This is a genomic window from Pseudomonas sp. ZY71, assembly GCF_036542145.1.
GTDB classification, from domain to species: Bacteria; Pseudomonadota; Gammaproteobacteria; order Pseudomonadales; family Pseudomonadaceae; genus Aquipseudomonas; species Aquipseudomonas koreensis_A.
This window is the reverse complement of the sequence record NZ_CP144274.1, coordinates 5784747-5801699: the sequence shown is the minus strand read 5'-3', so window position 1 is coordinate 5801699 and position 16953 is coordinate 5784747. Positions and strand designations below refer to the sequence as shown.

General features: G+C 58.4%; 16 protein-coding genes. 8 read left to right on the top strand and 8 right to left on the bottom strand.

Annotated features, from left to right (window positions below):
- Window positions 1-228 precede the first annotated feature (228 nt).
- From drt4 to VY732_RS25740, 3 genes are all read right to left on the bottom strand, one after another.
- Window positions 229-1887: an antiviral reverse transcriptase Drt4 gene (gene drt4 / locus VY732_RS25750; RefSeq protein WP_331692488.1), complete on the bottom strand. Its 1659-nt coding sequence runs from the start codon at window positions 1885-1887 to the stop codon at window positions 229-231.
- A 790-nt stretch (window positions 1888-2677) separates the two neighbouring features.
- The gene (locus VY732_RS25745) at window positions 2678-3757 is read right to left on the bottom strand and encodes an endonuclease/exonuclease/phosphatase family protein (protein WP_331692486.1); all 1080 of its coding nucleotides are present in this window, start codon (window positions 3755-3757) and stop codon (window positions 2678-2680) included.
- Window positions 3758-3832: 75 nt separating this feature from the next.
- Window positions 3833-4507 (bottom strand): YciC family protein, encoded by a 675-nt coding sequence (locus tag VY732_RS25740; RefSeq protein WP_077574645.1) that lies wholly within the window; start codon window positions 4505-4507, stop codon window positions 3833-3835.
- A gap of 178 nt (window positions 4508-4685) precedes the next feature.
- Here VY732_RS25740 and VY732_RS25735 point away from each other — a divergent pair, with 178 nt between their 5' ends.
- From VY732_RS25735 to VY732_RS25725, 3 genes are all read left to right on the top strand, one after another.
- A complete protein-coding gene (locus tag VY732_RS25735) occupies window positions 4686-5441 on the top strand; it encodes a DUF2076 domain-containing protein (RefSeq protein WP_331695897.1) in 756 nt (251 codons plus the stop codon).
- Window positions 5442-5579: 138 nt separating this feature from the next.
- Window positions 5580-6059 (top strand): LabA-like NYN domain-containing protein, encoded by a 480-nt coding sequence (locus VY732_RS25730; protein ID WP_007949802.1) that lies wholly within the window; start codon window positions 5580-5582, stop codon window positions 6057-6059.
- A gap of 35 nt (window positions 6060-6094) precedes the next feature.
- Window positions 6095-6700 carry a 3'-5' exonuclease gene (locus VY732_RS25725; RefSeq protein WP_150694677.1) on the top strand — a complete coding sequence of 202 codons (606 nt, stop codon included), beginning with the start codon at window positions 6095-6097 and terminating at the stop codon, window positions 6698-6700.
- 134 nt (window positions 6701-6834) lie between these two features.
- On the opposite strand, the gene VY732_RS25720 is transcribed toward VY732_RS25725, so the two are convergent.
- On the bottom strand, window positions 6835-7287 hold the full coding sequence (locus VY732_RS25720) for an Lrp/AsnC family transcriptional regulator (protein ID WP_331692483.1): 453 nt from the start codon (window positions 7285-7287) through the stop codon (window positions 6835-6837).
- 163 nt (window positions 7288-7450) lie between these two features.
- On the opposite strand from VY732_RS25720, the gene yedA reads away from it, so the two are divergent.
- The gene (gene yedA / locus VY732_RS25715; protein WP_331692482.1) at window positions 7451-8386 is read left to right on the top strand and encodes a drug/metabolite exporter YedA; all 936 of its coding nucleotides are present in this window, start codon (window positions 7451-7453) and stop codon (window positions 8384-8386) included.
- A gap of 52 nt (window positions 8387-8438) precedes the next feature.
- Window positions 8439-9776 carry a DEAD/DEAH box helicase gene (locus VY732_RS25710; protein ID WP_016986155.1) on the top strand — a complete coding sequence of 446 codons (1338 nt, stop codon included), beginning with the start codon at window positions 8439-8441 and terminating at the stop codon, window positions 9774-9776.
- 457 nt (window positions 9777-10233) lie between these two features.
- Here VY732_RS25710 and VY732_RS25705 read toward each other — a convergent pair whose 3' ends face one another.
- Window positions 10234-11481: a TIGR03862 family flavoprotein gene (locus tag VY732_RS25705; RefSeq protein WP_331692481.1), complete on the bottom strand. Its 1248-nt coding sequence runs from the start codon at window positions 11479-11481 to the stop codon at window positions 10234-10236.
- Between the two features lie 279 nt (window positions 11482-11760).
- Window positions 11761-12681 carry a histone deacetylase family protein gene (locus tag VY732_RS25700; protein ID WP_331692480.1) on the bottom strand — a complete coding sequence of 307 codons (921 nt, stop codon included), beginning with the start codon at window positions 12679-12681 and terminating at the stop codon, window positions 11761-11763.
- An 82-nt stretch (window positions 12682-12763) separates the two neighbouring features.
- Between VY732_RS25700 and VY732_RS25695 the strand changes: the two genes are divergently transcribed.
- The 3 genes from VY732_RS25695 to VY732_RS25685 all read left to right on the top strand — a co-directional run bounded on the left by VY732_RS25695 (window position 12764) and on the right by VY732_RS25685 (window position 14904).
- Window positions 12764-13333 (top strand): GNAT family N-acetyltransferase, encoded by a 570-nt coding sequence (locus VY732_RS25695; RefSeq protein WP_077574640.1) that lies wholly within the window; start codon window positions 12764-12766, stop codon window positions 13331-13333.
- Window positions 13334-13444: 111 nt separating this feature from the next.
- Complete coding sequence (gene tesB / locus VY732_RS25690; protein ID WP_277759395.1) at window positions 13445-14314, top strand: acyl-CoA thioesterase II; 870 nt, start codon at window positions 13445-13447, stop codon at window positions 14312-14314.
- Window positions 14311-14904: an HAD family hydrolase gene (locus VY732_RS25685; protein WP_331692479.1), complete on the top strand. Its 594-nt coding sequence runs from the start codon at window positions 14311-14313 to the stop codon at window positions 14902-14904. Before tesB ends, VY732_RS25685 begins: the two co-directional genes overlap by 4 nt.
- 143 nt (window positions 14905-15047) lie before the next feature.
- Here the strand turns inward: VY732_RS25685 and VY732_RS25680 are convergent, their stop codons facing one another.
- The gene (locus VY732_RS25680) at window positions 15048-16001 is read right to left on the bottom strand and encodes an alpha/beta fold hydrolase (protein ID WP_331692478.1); all 954 of its coding nucleotides are present in this window, start codon (window positions 15999-16001) and stop codon (window positions 15048-15050) included.
- Complete coding sequence (gene ypfJ, locus VY732_RS25675) at window positions 16002-16889, bottom strand: KPN_02809 family neutral zinc metallopeptidase (RefSeq protein WP_077574637.1); 888 nt, start codon at window positions 16887-16889, stop codon at window positions 16002-16004.
- Window positions 16890-16953: the final 64 nt, after the last annotated feature.

The following is a 16953-nucleotide window of genomic DNA, read 5'->3' as shown; positions in this document are numbered from 1 at the left end:
CAGGTACGTAATGCGTAAGTAAATTACGTGTTATGAAGCCTCTAGTGCCTTTTGAGATTTATCAGTTTAGGTATGCTTTAAGGAAAAAAGCATGTATCAGCTTTCGAACCCCGGATGGGGCAAGTCCTGAAAGCTACGGCGTAATGCTCCCAAAAAGAGGAGCGTTGTATCCACCGCAGCGCCATCGTAGAGCATTGCGCCTGAAGTCCTCGGGGCTGTACTTGGCGGTTAATGCTTTCCATCTAAGTAGTCCTTGAACCCTACCGGTGATTCATTTTCCTCTCTAAATGGGTTCGAGTAATAGAAGCAATAGTCCTCAGCTTTGGAGCCCTTTTTAGGAGGATTCAAAAACTGGACATCGTGTTTCTTAAGGATCTCGAATGTCGGGTCGTCCGCGTACGGGTTATTTATCTTCTCGTGGAAAAAAAGCTGGTATAGAAGAATCCAGCTCTGATCAAGTTCATAAAGGGTGCAGTTTTCAGTAACCTGGTTTGCATACGCTACTGCAGCGTCTACACCAGATTCAAAGCTACTAAGCAGTGCAATCGCTGTAGCGTCACCGGTTTGAATAACTAGTTCGATATTTTGTTGTGTGGGCTGGGAGCTTAGTTGTTTCAAATAATATAGCGCCCAACACATGCCATCCGAGCGGCGGTGTAAGGCATTGGTTTCGAGGATTCCATTGAATTTTTTAGATACGGCTTCTTTGTCATAGTAGTCAGAGGTGGCATCGACTTTTTCAAGCAAGGGCAATAGTATTGGGTAGTGCCAGCTCAGGCTGAGAATATACTGGAATACTGTTGCCGCTGTATCACCTTGAGCTCTATGGCAAATTAGACCTGCAGCAAGCTTCAATACGCTGCCGTCGGGCTCTGCCTTGTTTAAATGCACGGCATAGTCAAGGAAGTTTATGGCTTCATGAGTAAGTAGTGTCAATGCTCCATTGGAGTCAGTTCTCCAAGGTGTGGCATTGTTTAATTTAGTAACCCAGGAGTCGATCAAAGGCTCTGGTAGTTCAGTAATTTTAGTTTTGCTAAGGTTAAGCGTTAAACGGTAGCGCGACAAGGCGTTACTAAGGGCGCGAACAAACTCTTGGGCTTGAATGTGTGTTTCGCAATAGGCCGTATAGTCATCAATGTAGCGTACGAACCGATATTTTCCTGCAAGCTCTCTATCAACTGCAGCTAGAATTATTTCAACCGCAATGCTTGAGGAACTAGGGCCAACAGGAAGGCCCGAAGTCTCATTTCGTTTTGCATTCCGAAGCGCAACGTCGAGGGCAGAGCTCCAGTGCTTTTCTCCTCCACGTTCGCGTAGGCGCTCTTTGGCCTCTTCATAACCTTGAATAGCCCATTCCAGTGAATGCGTGTAGATAGAGCCAAAGCAATTGGCCACGTCAGCATGAGCTCGGAAACCAGCGCCAAAACTAATATCCAAGGTGTTTTTGGTTTTAGTTTCATGGTCTTCATAGTTCATAATAAACATGCGGCCATCATTGTGCTGTTCGGCAGTAATGGCACTATTTTCATCCTTCATCAGCTCGAGTATTTCTAGTCTGTTCTCCTTTAGCTTCGAGTATATTCGTGAATAGGCCTGGGGATGTATCAGGCTGAGCACCCTCGGAACGTTGTTGAATCGTGTAGCCCTGTATTCCACGAGGTCGAACCAGTAGGCCTTACGCTCTCTGCTTAAATCTACGTTAGCCAGCTCTTCAGCAATTTCCGGAGTGAATCTACTTGTTGAGAAGCAAGGCGGCAGTTCAGTCGACGAGTCTTTTTGATTTGGAAAGTAATTCCAGCGTGTCAGGGCTTCTAAGAAGTGCCTTTCCTCGTCATGAAATATTGCAATATTTGATACCGGACTGGTGAATTCTTTCACGGACTTCATGTCTCCTGCGATGCTTGGCCGGCAACTGGCGTGTGCGGGGTGGTGGGGATAAGTTATATTTGGTTGATTTTTAGATTTATGGAATGTTGTGATGGTCGCTCGAGTTTACTTGGTTGTCGAGTCAATTTGAAAGTGATTGAGTCCGTGTTGATTTTCAGCGGCCATCAGGTGGTGAGATTAAAGGTTCGGAGTAATGCAGGCGAAACCAATCACCACACTTAAAGCGCAGTGCCAAACTAATTGCTTGAGTCATTGTGAAATAGATTGCGACGAAAATCCGTACTCATTTTCCCACGTCTGGCTGGTCTCTGAATGCCTTCGCGCTCATGCCCGCTCTGTTAGGTTGTCAATCCTTTCAGGTCGAATGAGCAAGCTCGCGTTTTCTGGATGTCAATGGAAATGAGTTTTCAACCTGATTATTGTCAACCGCATCTGCATGGATTGACTGTCAACCTGCGTCACTAGCATGTTCGACTATGGCCAGGTTTTCTGGGCTCTAAAGGTTGTCAATCTTAAGAGCACTCACGTGGTGCGGGCCACTATTGGCCGGATGATCCGTTGGTGGCCGAGGCGACCGCACGGGCCAAACCGCGCGGGACCTGAAGATCAAGAGATCGGCAGCGCCTACAAAATTGAAGTCGGCCACAGAATAACGCTACGACATCAATCTACTGTGGGAGCGAGCCTGCTCGCGAAGGCGTCGTTTCAGTCGACGCATTCGTTGCCTGATACAGCGCTTTCGCGAGCAGGCTCGCTCCCACAGTGATCGGTGGTGTGCCGAAGTTGTGATCTAAGGCGCGGCGGGGAGCAGGAACCGCGCAATCACCGGCAGGTGATCGGAAATGCGCAAGGTATCGTCCTGCCGAACCAGCGCTTCAACCCGTTTGATCCGCGGGCTATAGAACAGATAGTCGACCGTGCGATCCGGGCCATTCAGACCGGGGTCGTTGGGGTAGTGGGTCAGCCACTGCGCACGGTCGATACCGCTGGCCTCATTGTTGGTCGGGATCATCGGGTACTTGTCCCACAGCAGATGCAGTTCGCTGTCGGCTGAGTAGGGCGTGCGTTGTTCGGCAGACAAACGGCGATACTGGCCGAGCGGTAACAGATTGAAGTCGCCACCGATCAACCACGGCAGGCCCTGACTTTCGTACTTGTCGAGCACTTTGGCCACGGCGCTCACTTGCGCCTGCAAGGTGTCGTCGGGTTGCCTGGCACGCTCCAGATGGGTATTGAAAACGGTCAGTTGCCCACCATCGCTCAGCGGCAGTTTGGTCGCGAGCAGCGCATCTTTTGGCTGGAATTGACGGCTGATAAAGTTGGCTGAGGCGACCGGCAGTTGCAGGCGCTCGGCGTGTTCGATGCGGTAGCGGCTCAGGGTCGCCAGTTGTCGCCCGACACTGCCGAAAACATGAGCGTCGGGGACGAATTCGGCTTTCCAGTCAAACGCGCTGGCGCTGCACGGATACAGGTCGGCAACGCGTTCCTGCAATAACTTCAGCTGATCCTGGTAGTCGCTGGCCTTGGCGCCGTCATCCAGTTCCTGCAACAGCACCACATCGGGCTGCTCATCGCGGATCACCCGCGCCACCTCATCGAGGCTGAAGGCCATGTCTTCCTGGGTCGGCGCTTCATCGTTGCCTTGGGCCAGATCATTCCAGAACACGTAACGCTTGCCAGCCAGGTACTGCACGTTCCAGGTCATGACTTTCAGCGCCTGGCCCGGCACCAGCGTCGGTGGCGTCCCCGTGCAACTGACCGGCAGGGTTTCGCGGGCATCGGGGCGCCAGGTCAGGCTGAACATCAGCGCGCCGATCAGGACGAGGGCGAGCACGGCAAGTAACAGGGTGTAGCGCAGTAGACGGGTCATGGCTCGGCTTATAGCGTTACAGAAAGTGGCCCCGAGCATACCTGACGGCCGTCTCGAAGCCCAAGCGCAGTGCTGTCAGACCACTCTGTCACGTTTGTCAGGCAATTCGCTGATCAGCATGAACAGGCGGAACAACACCACACTGGTGAACAGTTGCAGGAAGCTGTGAGCGCTGTCGATCAGTATGGCGATCACCGGGTTCTGCGGCTCCGGGTACACCGCCAGCGTCGCGCCCTTGAGCAACCACAGCGGCGTCATCACGCAGAGAATGCACAACAGGATTCGCCAGAAATGCCCACGGGTCAGGCGCAGGCTTTCTTTCATCGCCTGCAAGGGACCCATGCCGCGCAGCACCAGCAGGTATTCGCCGAACGCGAGCATCACCATCAACATCAGGCCCGGCAGGAAGTACAGCGACAGGCCCAGCAGAATCAGCAAGGTATTGAGCGCCGTGAGCAACGCGAAGCGCGGCCACAGAGTGGCGGCCATCGCCAGCAGATCGCGGTTGCGCGGCGCCTCGCCACGGCTGCGTGCATCGAGAAAGAGGATCAGCGCTGCGGTGTACAGCGGATACACCAGCAGACCAACGACGATGCTGATCGCCGAGATGTTTTCCGGCCCGCTGGCGTGATCGACCACCTGTTGCAGAAACGCTTCGAAAATCACCAGCGGCAGGCACAACCGCACGATGCTGCCCAAATGGCGTTTGAAAAAATACAGAGAGTCGCGCAGCACTTCGAGGGCATTCATCAGTCGGTATCGCAGGTCGAAAACAGTGGCTCACTTTAACCGATGATGACTGGCGCGACACAAACGTAAACATTCGGTAAAGGTCATTGAAACGTTTTGTCACCGTCTCCATTACAGGAGAGCACCTCGGCCAACGTGGACGAGGGCAATGTTATCCCCGGCAATCTACGAGGTCGCCATGAACAGCGAAGAGCAAACCCTGATCGATGGACTGTTTTCCCGGCTGCAACAGGCCGAAACGGAGGCAGCCCCGCGCGACGCCCAGGCTGAGGCGCGGATCAAGGAACACCTGACCCGCCAGCCGGCGGCAGGTTATTTCATGACCCAGGCGATTCTGGTGCAAGAGGCGGCGCTCAAGAGCCTCGACGAGCAGAACAAACAACTGACCCAGCAAGCCCAGCAGTTGCAGGCCGAGCTGCAAGCGGCCAAGGCGCAGAGTGCCGCACCGGCGCCGAGTGGTGGTGGTTTCCTGTCGAGCATCTTTGGTGGCAGCCCACGTCCGGCGCCGACCCAAAGTGCCGCCCCGGCGTCGACCGGCGGCTGGCGCGAACCGGCACCGCAGCAGAATTACGCGGCCCCGGCGCCACAACAGAACTTCGGCGCGCCACCACCTAACTACGCACAGCAAGCCGCTCCAGGGGCGGGCAGCAGCTTCCTCGGCGGCGCTTTGAAAACCGCCGCCGGTGTGGCCGGTGGCGTGATGCTGGCGCAGGGCATCAGCAGCCTCTTTCATCACAACCAGCAGCCGGAAGAAATCGTTGAAGTGATCAAGGAAGAGCCGGCGCAGGTTGCCGACCAGAGCAACAACGGCTGGGGTGATGATCAGCGTGTGGCCGATAACGGCTTCTCTGGCAATGACCAGAGCGGGTTCACCGACACCGACTACGGCAACGACAACTCATCGTTCTTCGATGACGACGATTCCTTCGTCTGATTCACCATTCGTCCGGAGCCCCTGAGGGCTCCGGGCCGATTATTCGCGGAACCCTCCTGATGGCTGGCATACTGAGCGCCTTTTTCGGGCCTGGCGCCTGATCCCGCTTCGTGCGCTTGCGCGCCCACAGGAACTCCGGTGAAAAAAATCGCAGTGTTCGCCGACGTGCAGAACCTCTACTACACCGTGCGTCAGGCCTATGGTTGTCACTTCAACTACGCCGCATTGTGGGCCGACATCAGTAAGGACGGGCAGATCGTCGAGGCTTACGCCTACGCGATCGACCGTGGCGACAGCAAGCAGCAGCAGTTCCAGCAGATCCTGCGCAACCTCGGTTTCACCGTGAAGCTCAAGCCCTACATCCAGCGCAGCGACGGCTCGGCCAAGGGCGACTGGGACGTGGGCATCACCCTCGACATCATGGACGCCGCCGACCATGTCGACGAAATCGTCCTAGCCTCCGGTGACGGTGATTTCGACATGCTGCTCGAACGCATCATCAGCAAACACGGCGTGCAAGCAGTCGCCTATGGCGTGCCCGGCCTGACCGCCAACTCGCTGATCCGCGCCGCCAGCCGTTACGTGCCGATCGAAGGCGCGCTGCTGTTAAAAAATTAAGCTGAAGAATTGATTTGTACGGAGTTGAACCCGGTTTGGAACGCATTGCAGTCATCGACTTTGAAACCACCGGCCTGTCGCCGAACAGCAACTGCCGCGCCACGGAAATCGCCGTGGTCATGCTGGAAAACGGCCGCATCGTCGAGCGTTACCAGAGCCTGATGAACGCCGGCGTACGCGTCCCTGCGTTCATCGAACAACTGACCGGCATCAGCAACGCCATGCTGCGCACCGCGCCATCGGCCGAACAGGTGATGAACGAGGTCAACGAGTTTGTCGGCTGCACGCCGCTGGTGGCGCACAACGCATCCTTCGACCAGAAGTTCTGGGACTTTGAACTGGGACGGATCAAACGCACGCGGTTGCAGAACTTTGCCTGTTCGCTGTTGCTGGCACGGCGCTTGATGCCTGCGGCGCCGAATCACAAGCTCGGTACGTTGACCACGTTTGCGCGCCTGCCGCATACCGGCCAGGCTCACCGGGCCATGGCCGATGCCGAGATGGCGGCGAATCTGATGGCGCATCTGGCGGATGAGTTGCGGCACAAGCACGGCGTCAGCGAGCTATCGCATGACCTGCTGTGCAAGTTGCAGAAAGTCCCCGCCGCGAAAGTCAGCGAGCACTTGCTGCGTTACCGCTGATCCCCAATCCAGTACACAACCCCTGTAGGAGTGAGCCTGCTCGCGATAGCGGTGTGTCAGTCAATATTTGTTTCGACTGATACTCCGCTATCGCGAGCAGGCTCACTCCTACATTGGATTTGTGGTGATCCGGACTATTTGCTGTTGCCTTCGATCTGGCCGAGCGGCACGCGCTTTTCGATGGCGCTCGACAGCACAATCGAGGTCTTGCTGAAACCAAACTTCGCCACCCGATTGATCAACTCCTCCAGCTCCGTCATCGATCCCACCGCGGCCTTCATCATCACGCACGGGTCGCCTGTCACTCGGAAGCACTCGGTCAGTTGCGGGATTTTCACCAGTTCGTCGTAGACCTTCTGGCTGCCGTTCTGGTGCAGGCGCAATTCGATCATGCACTGGATCGGCAGGCCGATTTTCGACAGGTCGATTTTTGCCTCATACCCTGTGATTACCCCGGATGCCTCGAGCTTGGCCACGCGCTCGGCAACGGCCGGGGCGGAGAGGTTCACTTTGCGCGCGAGGTCGGCGTAGGACGCACGGCCGTTTTCGAGCAGGGCGCTGAGCAGCATGCGGTCGTATTTGTCCAAGGCCGGACTCCTGAAAATTCCAGACTTTCGAAATCGTGGTTTAAGCCGTCGATCTCCGTTCTTTCCAAAGTGTAACGGCGCTATAAACAGGTTTTGTAACTTATTTTTAGCTGTGGGCCTTTCTAGAATAATCCATCCCCTGAGCCTGACATTCGAGCTGCCCATGCCTGCCTTGCGCCGTTTTTCCTTGCCGCTGATCGCCGCGTTTTTTGCGCTGTACGTGATTTGGGGATCGACCTATCTGGTGATCCGCATCGGCGTTGAGTACTGGCCGCCGCTGATGCTCGGCGGTGTGCGCTTCGTGATCGCCGGCAGCCTGATGTACGCCTTCCTGCGCTGGCGCGGGGCTCCGGCGCCGACCTGGGCGCAATGGAAAGCGGCGGGGATCATCGGGATTTTGCTGCTCAGTTTCGGTAACGGCGCGGTGAGCGTGGCCGAGCACACGGGCGTGGCTTCGGGTGTGGCGGCATTGGCGGTGGCGACGGTGCCGTTGTTTACTTTGCTCTGTGGATATTTCTGGGGCGCGCGTAACACTCGGCTGGAGTGGGCCGGGGTGGCGTTGGGGATTGTTGGTATTGCCATGCTCAACATGGGCTCCAACCTGCAATCGAGCCCGCTGGGCGCGGCGTTGCTGATTTTCGCGGCGGCGACCTGGGCGTTCGGTTCGGTGTGGAGTAGACACTTGCCGTTGCCGCAGGGCGCCATGGCCAGCGCGGTGGAGATGCTGGTCGGCGGTGTGGTGTTGCTGATCGGCAGTGCCGCGAGCGGTGAACATCTGCAAGCCATGCCGCCGGTTGAAGGCTGGCTGGCGCTGGCTTACCTGATCTTCTTTGGATCGATCATCGCCTTCAACTCTTATATGTATTTGCTCAAGCACGTGCGTCCAGCGGCGGCGACCAGTTATGCCTACGTCAACCCGGCGGTGGCGGTGTTGCTCGGGATTGTGTTTGTCGGCGAGACCATCGGGATCGAGGAAGCGCTGGCGATGCTGGTGATCATCAGCGCCGTGGTGTTGATTGGCTTGCCGCAGTGGCGTCGGCCGGCACAGCCGCCAGTCGTGGCGCCAACAGCCGTTCCCACAGAAACGCGTACGAATTAGGGTAAACTGCGCGGCATTGCATGCCCGCGTCATTTTTTCCTACGGTACTTCCATGACTTTCGCCACCCTTGGCCTGATCGAACCCTTGCTGCGCTCCCTCGAGACGCTCGGCTACCAGACCCCTACGCCGGTTCAGGCGCAAGCCATTCCGGCCGTGCTGGCCGGTCGTGACCTGATGGCAGCGGCCCAGACCGGTACCGGCAAAACCGCCGGTTTCGCCTTGCCGCTGCTGCAGTTGCTGGCCATGGAAGGGCCGAAAGTCGCTGCCAACTCGGCGCGTGCGCTGATTCTGGTGCCGACCCGCGAGCTGGCCGAGCAGGTTCATGAGTCTGTGCGCCAGTACGCCGAAAACCTGCCGCTGCGCACGTACGCGGTTTACGGCGGCGTCAGCATCAACCCGCAAATGATGAAGCTGCGCGGCGGCGTCGATGTGCTGGTCGCCACGCCAGGTCGCCTGATCGACCTGTTCCGCCAGAACGCGCTGAAACTCGATCAGTTGCAGACTCTGGTGCTGGATGAAGCCGATCGTATGCTCGACCTGGGCTTCTCCGAAGAACTGGCGAACATTTACCGCATGTTGCCGAAAAAGCGCCAGACCCTGCTGTTCTCCGCGACCTTCTCCGATGACATCCGCCTGCTCGCCGGGCAGATGCTCAACGATCCGCTGACCGTCGAAGTCAGCCCGCGCAACGTTGCGGCCAATACGGTCAAGCAGTGGATCGTCACGGTGGACAAGAAGCGCAAGGCCGAATTGTTCGTGCACCTGATGCGCAAGAACAAGTGGAAGCAGGTGCTGGTGTTTGCCAAAACCCGCAACGGTGTCGATGCGCTGGTGGAAAAACTTCAGGGCCTGGGTGTGAATGCCGACGGTATCCACGGCGACAAGCCGCAGGCAACCCGTCAGCGCGCGCTGGATCGTTTCAAATTGAGTGAAGTGCAGATTCTGGTCGCGACTGACGTTGCGGCGCGGGGCCTGGATATTGAAGATCTGCCGTTGGTGATCAACTTCGATCTGCCGATCGTGGCTGAGGATTACATTCACCGCATTGGTCGTACCGGTCGTGCGGGTGCAACCGGTGAGGCGATCTCGCTGGTGTGCGCAGATGAAGTGAACATGTTGTCGGCGATCGAGATGCTGACGCGTCAGACCTTGAAGCGCCAGAACGAGCCGGATTTCGAACCGGAGCATCGTGTGCCGGATACCGATGCCAGCGGTCAGGTGATCAAGAAGCCGAAAAAACCGAAGAAGCCGAAAGCTTCGGGTGGTGGTGGCAAGCGCAATCTGGGCAAGTGGGTCGACAGCGGCGAGACGCAGGCGCCGGAGCCATCGATCAAGCCTGTGCGTAAGGTGCCGGTGTTCAACACTGGACCGCGTAAGCGCAAGCCTTAAAGTCAAAAGCCCCTCACCCTAGCCCTCTCCCGGAGGGAGAGGGGACTGATTGGGGGATGCTCGCAAAGTACGCCGACCTGATCCTATGGCTGTGAATCCAAAATCGAAAAAGCTTTCGCCTGACAGCTAGGTCGTCTGACCAAATCCATAATCGACTCGGTGTTTCAGGTCGATGTATGGCGCCAGACACCTCGATCAGCCCCCTCTCCCCGAGGGAGAGGGGGCTGATTGGGGGATGCTCTGATCCTACGGCTGTGAATCCAAAATCGAAAAAGCTTTCGCCTGACACCTAGGTCGTCTGACCAAATCCATAATCGACTCGGGTTTTCAGGTCGATGTATGGCGCGAGATACTCGATTGACTAAATCCATAATCGACTCGGTTTTTCAGGTCGATGGATGACGTCAGACACCTCGTTCGGCCCCCTCTCCCTCTGGGAGAGGGCTGGGGTGAGGGTTCAGGCAGACGCCTCGGACTTGAGCCACTGCACAATCCCTAACCCCGCCGCCCGCCCACTGGCAAAACATCCCGTCAGCAAATAGCCGCCCGTCGGCGCCTCCCAATCGAGCATCTCCCCCGCACAGAACACCCCCGGCAACGCCTTGAGCATCAAGCGCTCATCCATCGCCTCGAACGTCACGCCCCCAGCGCTGCTGATCGCCTCGTCCAATGGCCGCGTTTTCACTAACGTCAGCGGCAGTGCCTTGATCGCCCGGGCCAATAGCGCTGGGTCGGAGAAAGTTGCTGCATCAGTCAGTTCACGCAACAACGCCGCTTTCACCCCATCAATCCCGACCTGACTGTGCAGATGCTTGGCTATCGACCGCGAGCCACGTGGCTTGCTCAACGCCGTCTGCAATTTATCCACAGGCCGGCCGGGCAACAGATCAATGTGAATAACCGCCGCGCCATGTTGATTGATTGCCTCACGAATCGGCGCCGACAGTGCATAAATCAGACTGCCCTCAATCCCGCTCGCGGTAATCACGCATTCGCCCAAACGCGGAACGTCGTCGTTCAAACCGATGGCGATGTTTTTCAGCGGCGCGCCGGCGAACTTGCTGACCATCAATTCGCTCCAGGCCTGCACTTCAAAGCCACAATTACTCGGCTGCAACGGCGCCAGTCCTACACCGTGCTGTTCCAGAGCCAGCATCCACGCACCGTCGGAACCGAGGCGCGACCAACTGCCGCCGCCGAGGGCGAGCAGGCTGGCGTCGGGTTTGACGGTTATTTCACCTTCCGGGCTGTCGATGCGCAGCGCGCCGTGTTCATCCCAGCCGAGCCAGCGATGGCGGGTGTGGATAACTACGCCGCTATCACGCAAGCGTTTGAGCCAGGCGCGCAGCAGGGGGGCGGCTTTCATGTCGGTGGGGAACACGCGGCCGGAGCTGCCGATGAAGGTTTCGATACCCAGATCGTGAATCCATGTGCACAACGCATCGGCGTCGAAGCCGCGCAGCAGCGGGGCGATTTGCGGTGCGCGCTCGGCGTAGCGCGAGAGGAATGCAGGGTAGGCTTCGGAGTGGGTGATGTTCATGCCGCCGACGCCGGCCAGCAGGAACTTGCGGCCCACCGAGGGCATGCCGTCGTAGAGGTCGACGCGGATTCCGGCCTGGCTCAGCACTTCGGCGGCCATCAGGCCGGCGGGGCCACCGCCGATGATGGCGACGTGAGCGGGGGAGGAGGCGGAATTCTGGGTCATGGCGTGCGCTGCGGTATGGCGGGATAAGGCGCGCATTCTAACAGCGCAGATCTTTTGTAGGAGTGAGCCTGCTCGCGATAGCGGTGTGTCAGCCAAGTTAATGTTGAAGGTGCTGACGCTATCGCGAGCAGGCTCACTCCTACAGGATTTGTGTTGGCTCAGAATGTTGGTTGAAAAATGATCAGTGTGCTGCAGGCCATAAGCGGTATGGCCTGTAGTCCCTTTCACTCAGGTTATCCACAGGCCGTTCCACAGCGATTGTGGGTAACGCAGCACAACTCAATGACAACCGTGTGACTGCCAGACCCGTTGCGCGCTGTGATGGAGGATGCCGTGGCGGCGGGCGAGGGCGTGGCGGTCCTTGCTGTAGCCGCCGCCGATCACGCCCACCACTGGAATGTCGCGACCCAGACAATGGCGCATCACGCTTTCATCGCGGGCGGCGACGCCCTCGTCGGTGAGCTGTAGATAACCGAGGGCGTCGTCCTTGTGCACATCGACGCCGGCGTCATACAGCACCAGATCCGGTTGATACAGCGGCAGCAGGTAATTGAGCGTGTCATCGACCACTTTCAGGTAATCAGCGTCGCCCATGCCTTTGGGCAGTGGAATGTCCCAGTCACTTTGCGCTTTGCGTGCAGGAAAATTCTTCTCGCAGTGCAGGGAAACGGTAATCGCCTCCGGCGTGTCATGCAGGATCCGCGCGGTGCCGTCGCCCTGATGCACATCGCAATCGAAGATCAACACGCGATTGACCCGACCGCTTTGCAGCAGGTAATGGCTGATGATCGCCAGGTCATTGAAGATGCAGAAACCGGCCGGGTAGTCGTAATGCGCATGGTGAGTGCCGCCGGCCAAGTGGCAGGCCAGGCCATGTTTCAAGGCTTTTTCCGCCGCCAGAATCGATCCGCCGACCGCGCGCACCGTGCGCCGCGCCAAGGCTTCGTTCCATGGCAGGCCGAGACGCCGCTGGTCTTCGCGGGACAACTCGCCGCTCATGTAGCGTTCGATATACGCACGGTCATGGGCGAGGGCGAGGATGTCGTTGGGGCAGATCTCCGGGCGCAACAAATCGGCATCGCGGGTCAGACCGCTGTCCACCAGGTGATCGCGCAGCAAACGAAACTTGTCCATCGGGAAGCGGTGATCCGCCGGAAACTCGGGGCTGTAGTCTTCGTGGTAGATCAGCGGCAGTGGCATGGCGGTTTCATGTAGGAACGTAGGAAAGAGTGAAGGATCCTACCAGCGATGTAGACTTGCGGCATGGAAACGGAGGGGCACGATGGAGCCGATACTGGAACTCGAAAGCGCGCGCTTGCTGATGCGTCAGTGGCAGGACGAGGATTTGCCGGCATTTGCCGCGATGTGCGCCGATCCTCAGGTGATGCGCTATTTTCCGGCAGCGTTGAGCCGCCTCGAAAGCGCTTCGCTGATCGGCCGGATTCGCGGGCATTTTGCCGAGCACGGTTTTGGCCTTTGGGCGCTGGAGCGCAAGGACAGCGGTGAATTCATCGGTTTCACCGGGCTCGGTGTGGTCGGTTTCGATGCACCGTTTACGCCGGCGGTGGAGATCGGCTGGCGTCTGGCCAAAGAGCATTGGGGCCTGGGTTACGCCAGTGAAGCAGCGTGGACTGCTCTGCGTTGCGGCTTTGATCGATTGGCGCTAAAGGAAATCGTCTCCTTCACCGCGCAATCCAATCTGCCGTCGGAGAAAGTCATGCAGGCGATCGGCATGCATCACGCCCCGCAAGATGATTTCGATCACCCGAAGCTTGCCGTCGATCATCCGTTACGCCGGCATGTGCTGTACCGCATCACCCGGGAACAATGGCTGCAAACCTTGCATGGATAAGCCGACACGGACGTTTACAATGGCCGCCATATCATTGGCCCGCGCCAGAATCTGAATCGGCCGCCGCAGCCAAGACTGCGCGGTATATAGCTTTGTGTGAGGAGAGTCTGAATGAGCCAAGTGTTGGAAGATCTGGTCGACCTGCTGACCCTGGAACCGATCGAAGAAAACCTGTTCCGTGGCCGTAGCCAGGACCTGGGTTTCCGTCAGTTGTTCGGTGGCCAGGTGCTCGGTCAGTCGCTGTCGGCGGCCAGTCAGACGGTTGAAGAAACGCGTCATGTGCATTCGATGCACGGCTACTTCCTGCGTCCGGGCGATGCCAAGTTGCCGGTGGTTTATTCGGTTGATCGCGTGCGTGATGGCGGCAGTTTCAGCACCCGCCGCGTCACGGCGATCCAGAAGGGCCATCCGATCTTCACCTGCAGCGCATCGTTTCAATACGACGAGGCAGGGTTCGAACACCAGAGCCAGATGCCGGTGGTGGTCGGCCCGGAAAACTTGCCGTCGGAGCTGGAACTGACCCAGCAACGCGCACACCTGATCCCCGAGCACATGCGTGAAAAACTGCTGTGCCCGAAACCGATCGAAGTGCGCCCGGTCACCGAAAAAGACCCGTACAACCCGCAACCGGCCGATCCGGTGAAATACGTGTGGTTCCGCGCCGACGGCGCATTGGCCGACATCCCGGCGCTGCACAAATACCTGCTGGCCTACGCCTCGGACTTCGGTTTGCTGACGACCTCGATGCTGCCCCACGGCAAGTCGGTGTGGCAGAAAGACATGCAGGTCGCCAGCCTCGATCACGCGCTGTGGTTTCACAATGATCTGCGCGCCGATGACTGGTTGCTCTACGCGATGGACAGCCCGTGGGCCGGCAATTCCCGTGGTTTCTCCCGTGGCAGCGTATACAACCGCGCCGGGCAACTGGTCGCTTCGGTGACGCAGGAAGGCTTGATCCGCCATCGCAAGGATTGGGCATGAGCCTGAAAGAGGTGAAGCACTGGGTGTTCGACATGGACGGCACGCTGACCGTCGCTGTGCATGATTTTGCGGCGATTCGCGTGGCGCTGGCGATTCCGCCGGAGGACGACATCCTCACTCATCTTGCGGCATTGCCGGCGGATGAGGCAGCGGCGAAACATGCCTGGTTGCTGGAGCACGAGCGCGATCTGGCGCTGGGTTCGACCCCGGCCACCGGCGCGGTGGAACTGGTGCGCGATCTGCATGCGCGCGGTTACCGCCTCGGCATTCTGACGCGCAATGCGCGGGAACTAGCGCATGTGACGCTGGAGGCGATTGGATTGGCTGACTGCTTCGCGGTGGAAGATGTGTTGGGCCGTGATGAAGCACCGCCGAAGCCGCATCCGGGTGGGTTGCTGAAGCTGGCAGACGCTTGGGAAGTGCCGGCGAGCGCGATGGTGATGGTCGGTGATTACCGTTTTGATCTGGATTGCGGGCGGGCGGCGGGGGCGCGGACGGTGTTGGTGAATCTGCCGGATAACCCGTGGCCCGAGTTGGTCGATTGGCATGCGAAGGATTGTGTCGAGTTGCGGCGGATGCTTCTGGCCTGAGATTTATGTTGTCAGAAGGGACGCCTTCGCGAGCAGGCTCGCTCCCACATTAGATCTTCGGTGCACAGAGATTTTGTGTAATGCATCAATCCAATGTGGGAGCGAGCCTGCTCGCGAAGAGGCTAGATCATCCACCGCACAACTCACTGTTCAAACAACGCCTTTTGCCCCTCCGGCGAGGTCAGCATTCCATCGCCGTTATGCCCAACCCCGGGCACTTCCACCAGCCGCTGATTCACCCCTTCCGGGTGCCGACGGAGCAAATAGCCGAAGTACAACTTCCCACGCTCCAGGCGATACGCACCCTGCGCCTCGGCTTCACAACCCTTGTCCAGCGCCGGATGCTTGGGGTCGGTGTCCTGCTGCCCAAGCAGATAAATCACCTCGCGTTTGATGTAACTGCTCTCAAGCTGCAACGGCGTTTGCCCACCGGCATACACCGGCGCGTCTGACAAACCGTACTTCCAGCGATTGAAACCCGCGCACTTGGCGTGATCGAACGCCACCGGCCGTTGTTCATTGAAGTAGGCATAAGAAGACGGATTGGCCACGACATAGCGCAAGCGAATACCGTTGGCCTTCAGCGCCGGCTGCTCCTTGGCGAGCAGGGCATAGCGCTGCACCACCTGGCCGCCACCGGAGTGGCCGAAGATCACGATCTGCTTCACGTCCGGAAACTGTTTGCGATCGCTGATCCGTCCGACGATCTCATCGAGCGCGGCGTAGGAACTCAACGGATTCGGCCCTGTGGATAAGCCGCCGCCCATCCATTCGTTGCCTTGCCAGCGCAGCAGTGTCGGCGGCAGCGAATATAAGGCCACATCGCTTTCATTGAGGAACTGTGGCGCAATCACCAGTGTGTGGGCACTTTGTCCGGCCAGTTCGGCGGCGCTCTCGGCGCTTTTGCGATAGGTTTCCGCGTTGCGCAAGCGGCCATGAATGACGATCAGCACGCGCTCGATTTTCTCCGGCGCGGGGCCGATGCCCACCGCCATTTCCCCGGCCTTGAGTTGCAAACGACCGGGGCTGATCGCATCGACACCGGCAGCTTGCGCGGTGCTGCCAACGATCAGTAACGCCAAAAGCCATTTATGCATTTACAGGTTTTTCGCCGCGAAGGTGTCGCACTGGCCGACCTGGCCCTGCGCGAATCCGGTTTTGAACCAGCGCACCCTTTGCGCCGACGTACCGTGAGTAAACGAGTCCGGTACCACACGGCCCTGACCCTGTTGTTGCAGGCGATCATCACCGATGGCATTAGCCGCGTTCAAGGCTTCTTCAATGTCGCCCGGTTCCAGCCAGTTCAAACGCTTCTGCGCGTTGTAGGCCCAGACGCCAGCGAGGCAGTCGGCCTGCAATTCCTGACGCACCAGCAAACCGCCGTCGCCTTCCATCTGCCGGCCTTGCTGGCGGGCTGTCTGAATTTTCGCCGAGACGCCGAGAAGTGTCTGCACATGGTGTCCGACTTCGTGAGCGATCACGTAGGCCTGAGCGAAGTCGCCGGCCGCTTTGAAGCGTTGCGACATTTCCTGGAAGAACGCCATGTCCAGATAGACCTTCTGGTCGGCGGGGCAATAGAACGGGCCGGTGGCCGAGGTGGCCAGACCGCAGGCGGAATTGACCCGATTGCTGAACAGCACCAGGGTCGGGTCTTTATATTGGCGCCCGGCCTGTTGGAAAATCGCGCCCCAGGTGTCTTCGGTATCGCCGAGGATCGAGCGGACGAATTCGGCCTGTTCATCGTTGGCCGGCGGTGCCTGACGGGTTTGCGAGGTAGGCGCCGCTTGTTGTGTGGATTGCCCGGCGAGCTGACCGAGGATCTGCATTGGGTCCTGTCCGGTGATCCAGCCGATACCGACGATCAGCAGGATGGCCCCCAGGCTCAGGCCTTTGCCGCCGCCGAAGCGCATGCCGCCGCCACCGCCGGCATCATCACCACGGGCATCGACGACGTTGTCACTGCGTCGGCCTTTTTTCCATAGCATGTGGGAATCCTCTGTGTGTATCGGGTGGTGATGAGTGTTGCTGTTGTGTGAGTGTGGCGCCAGT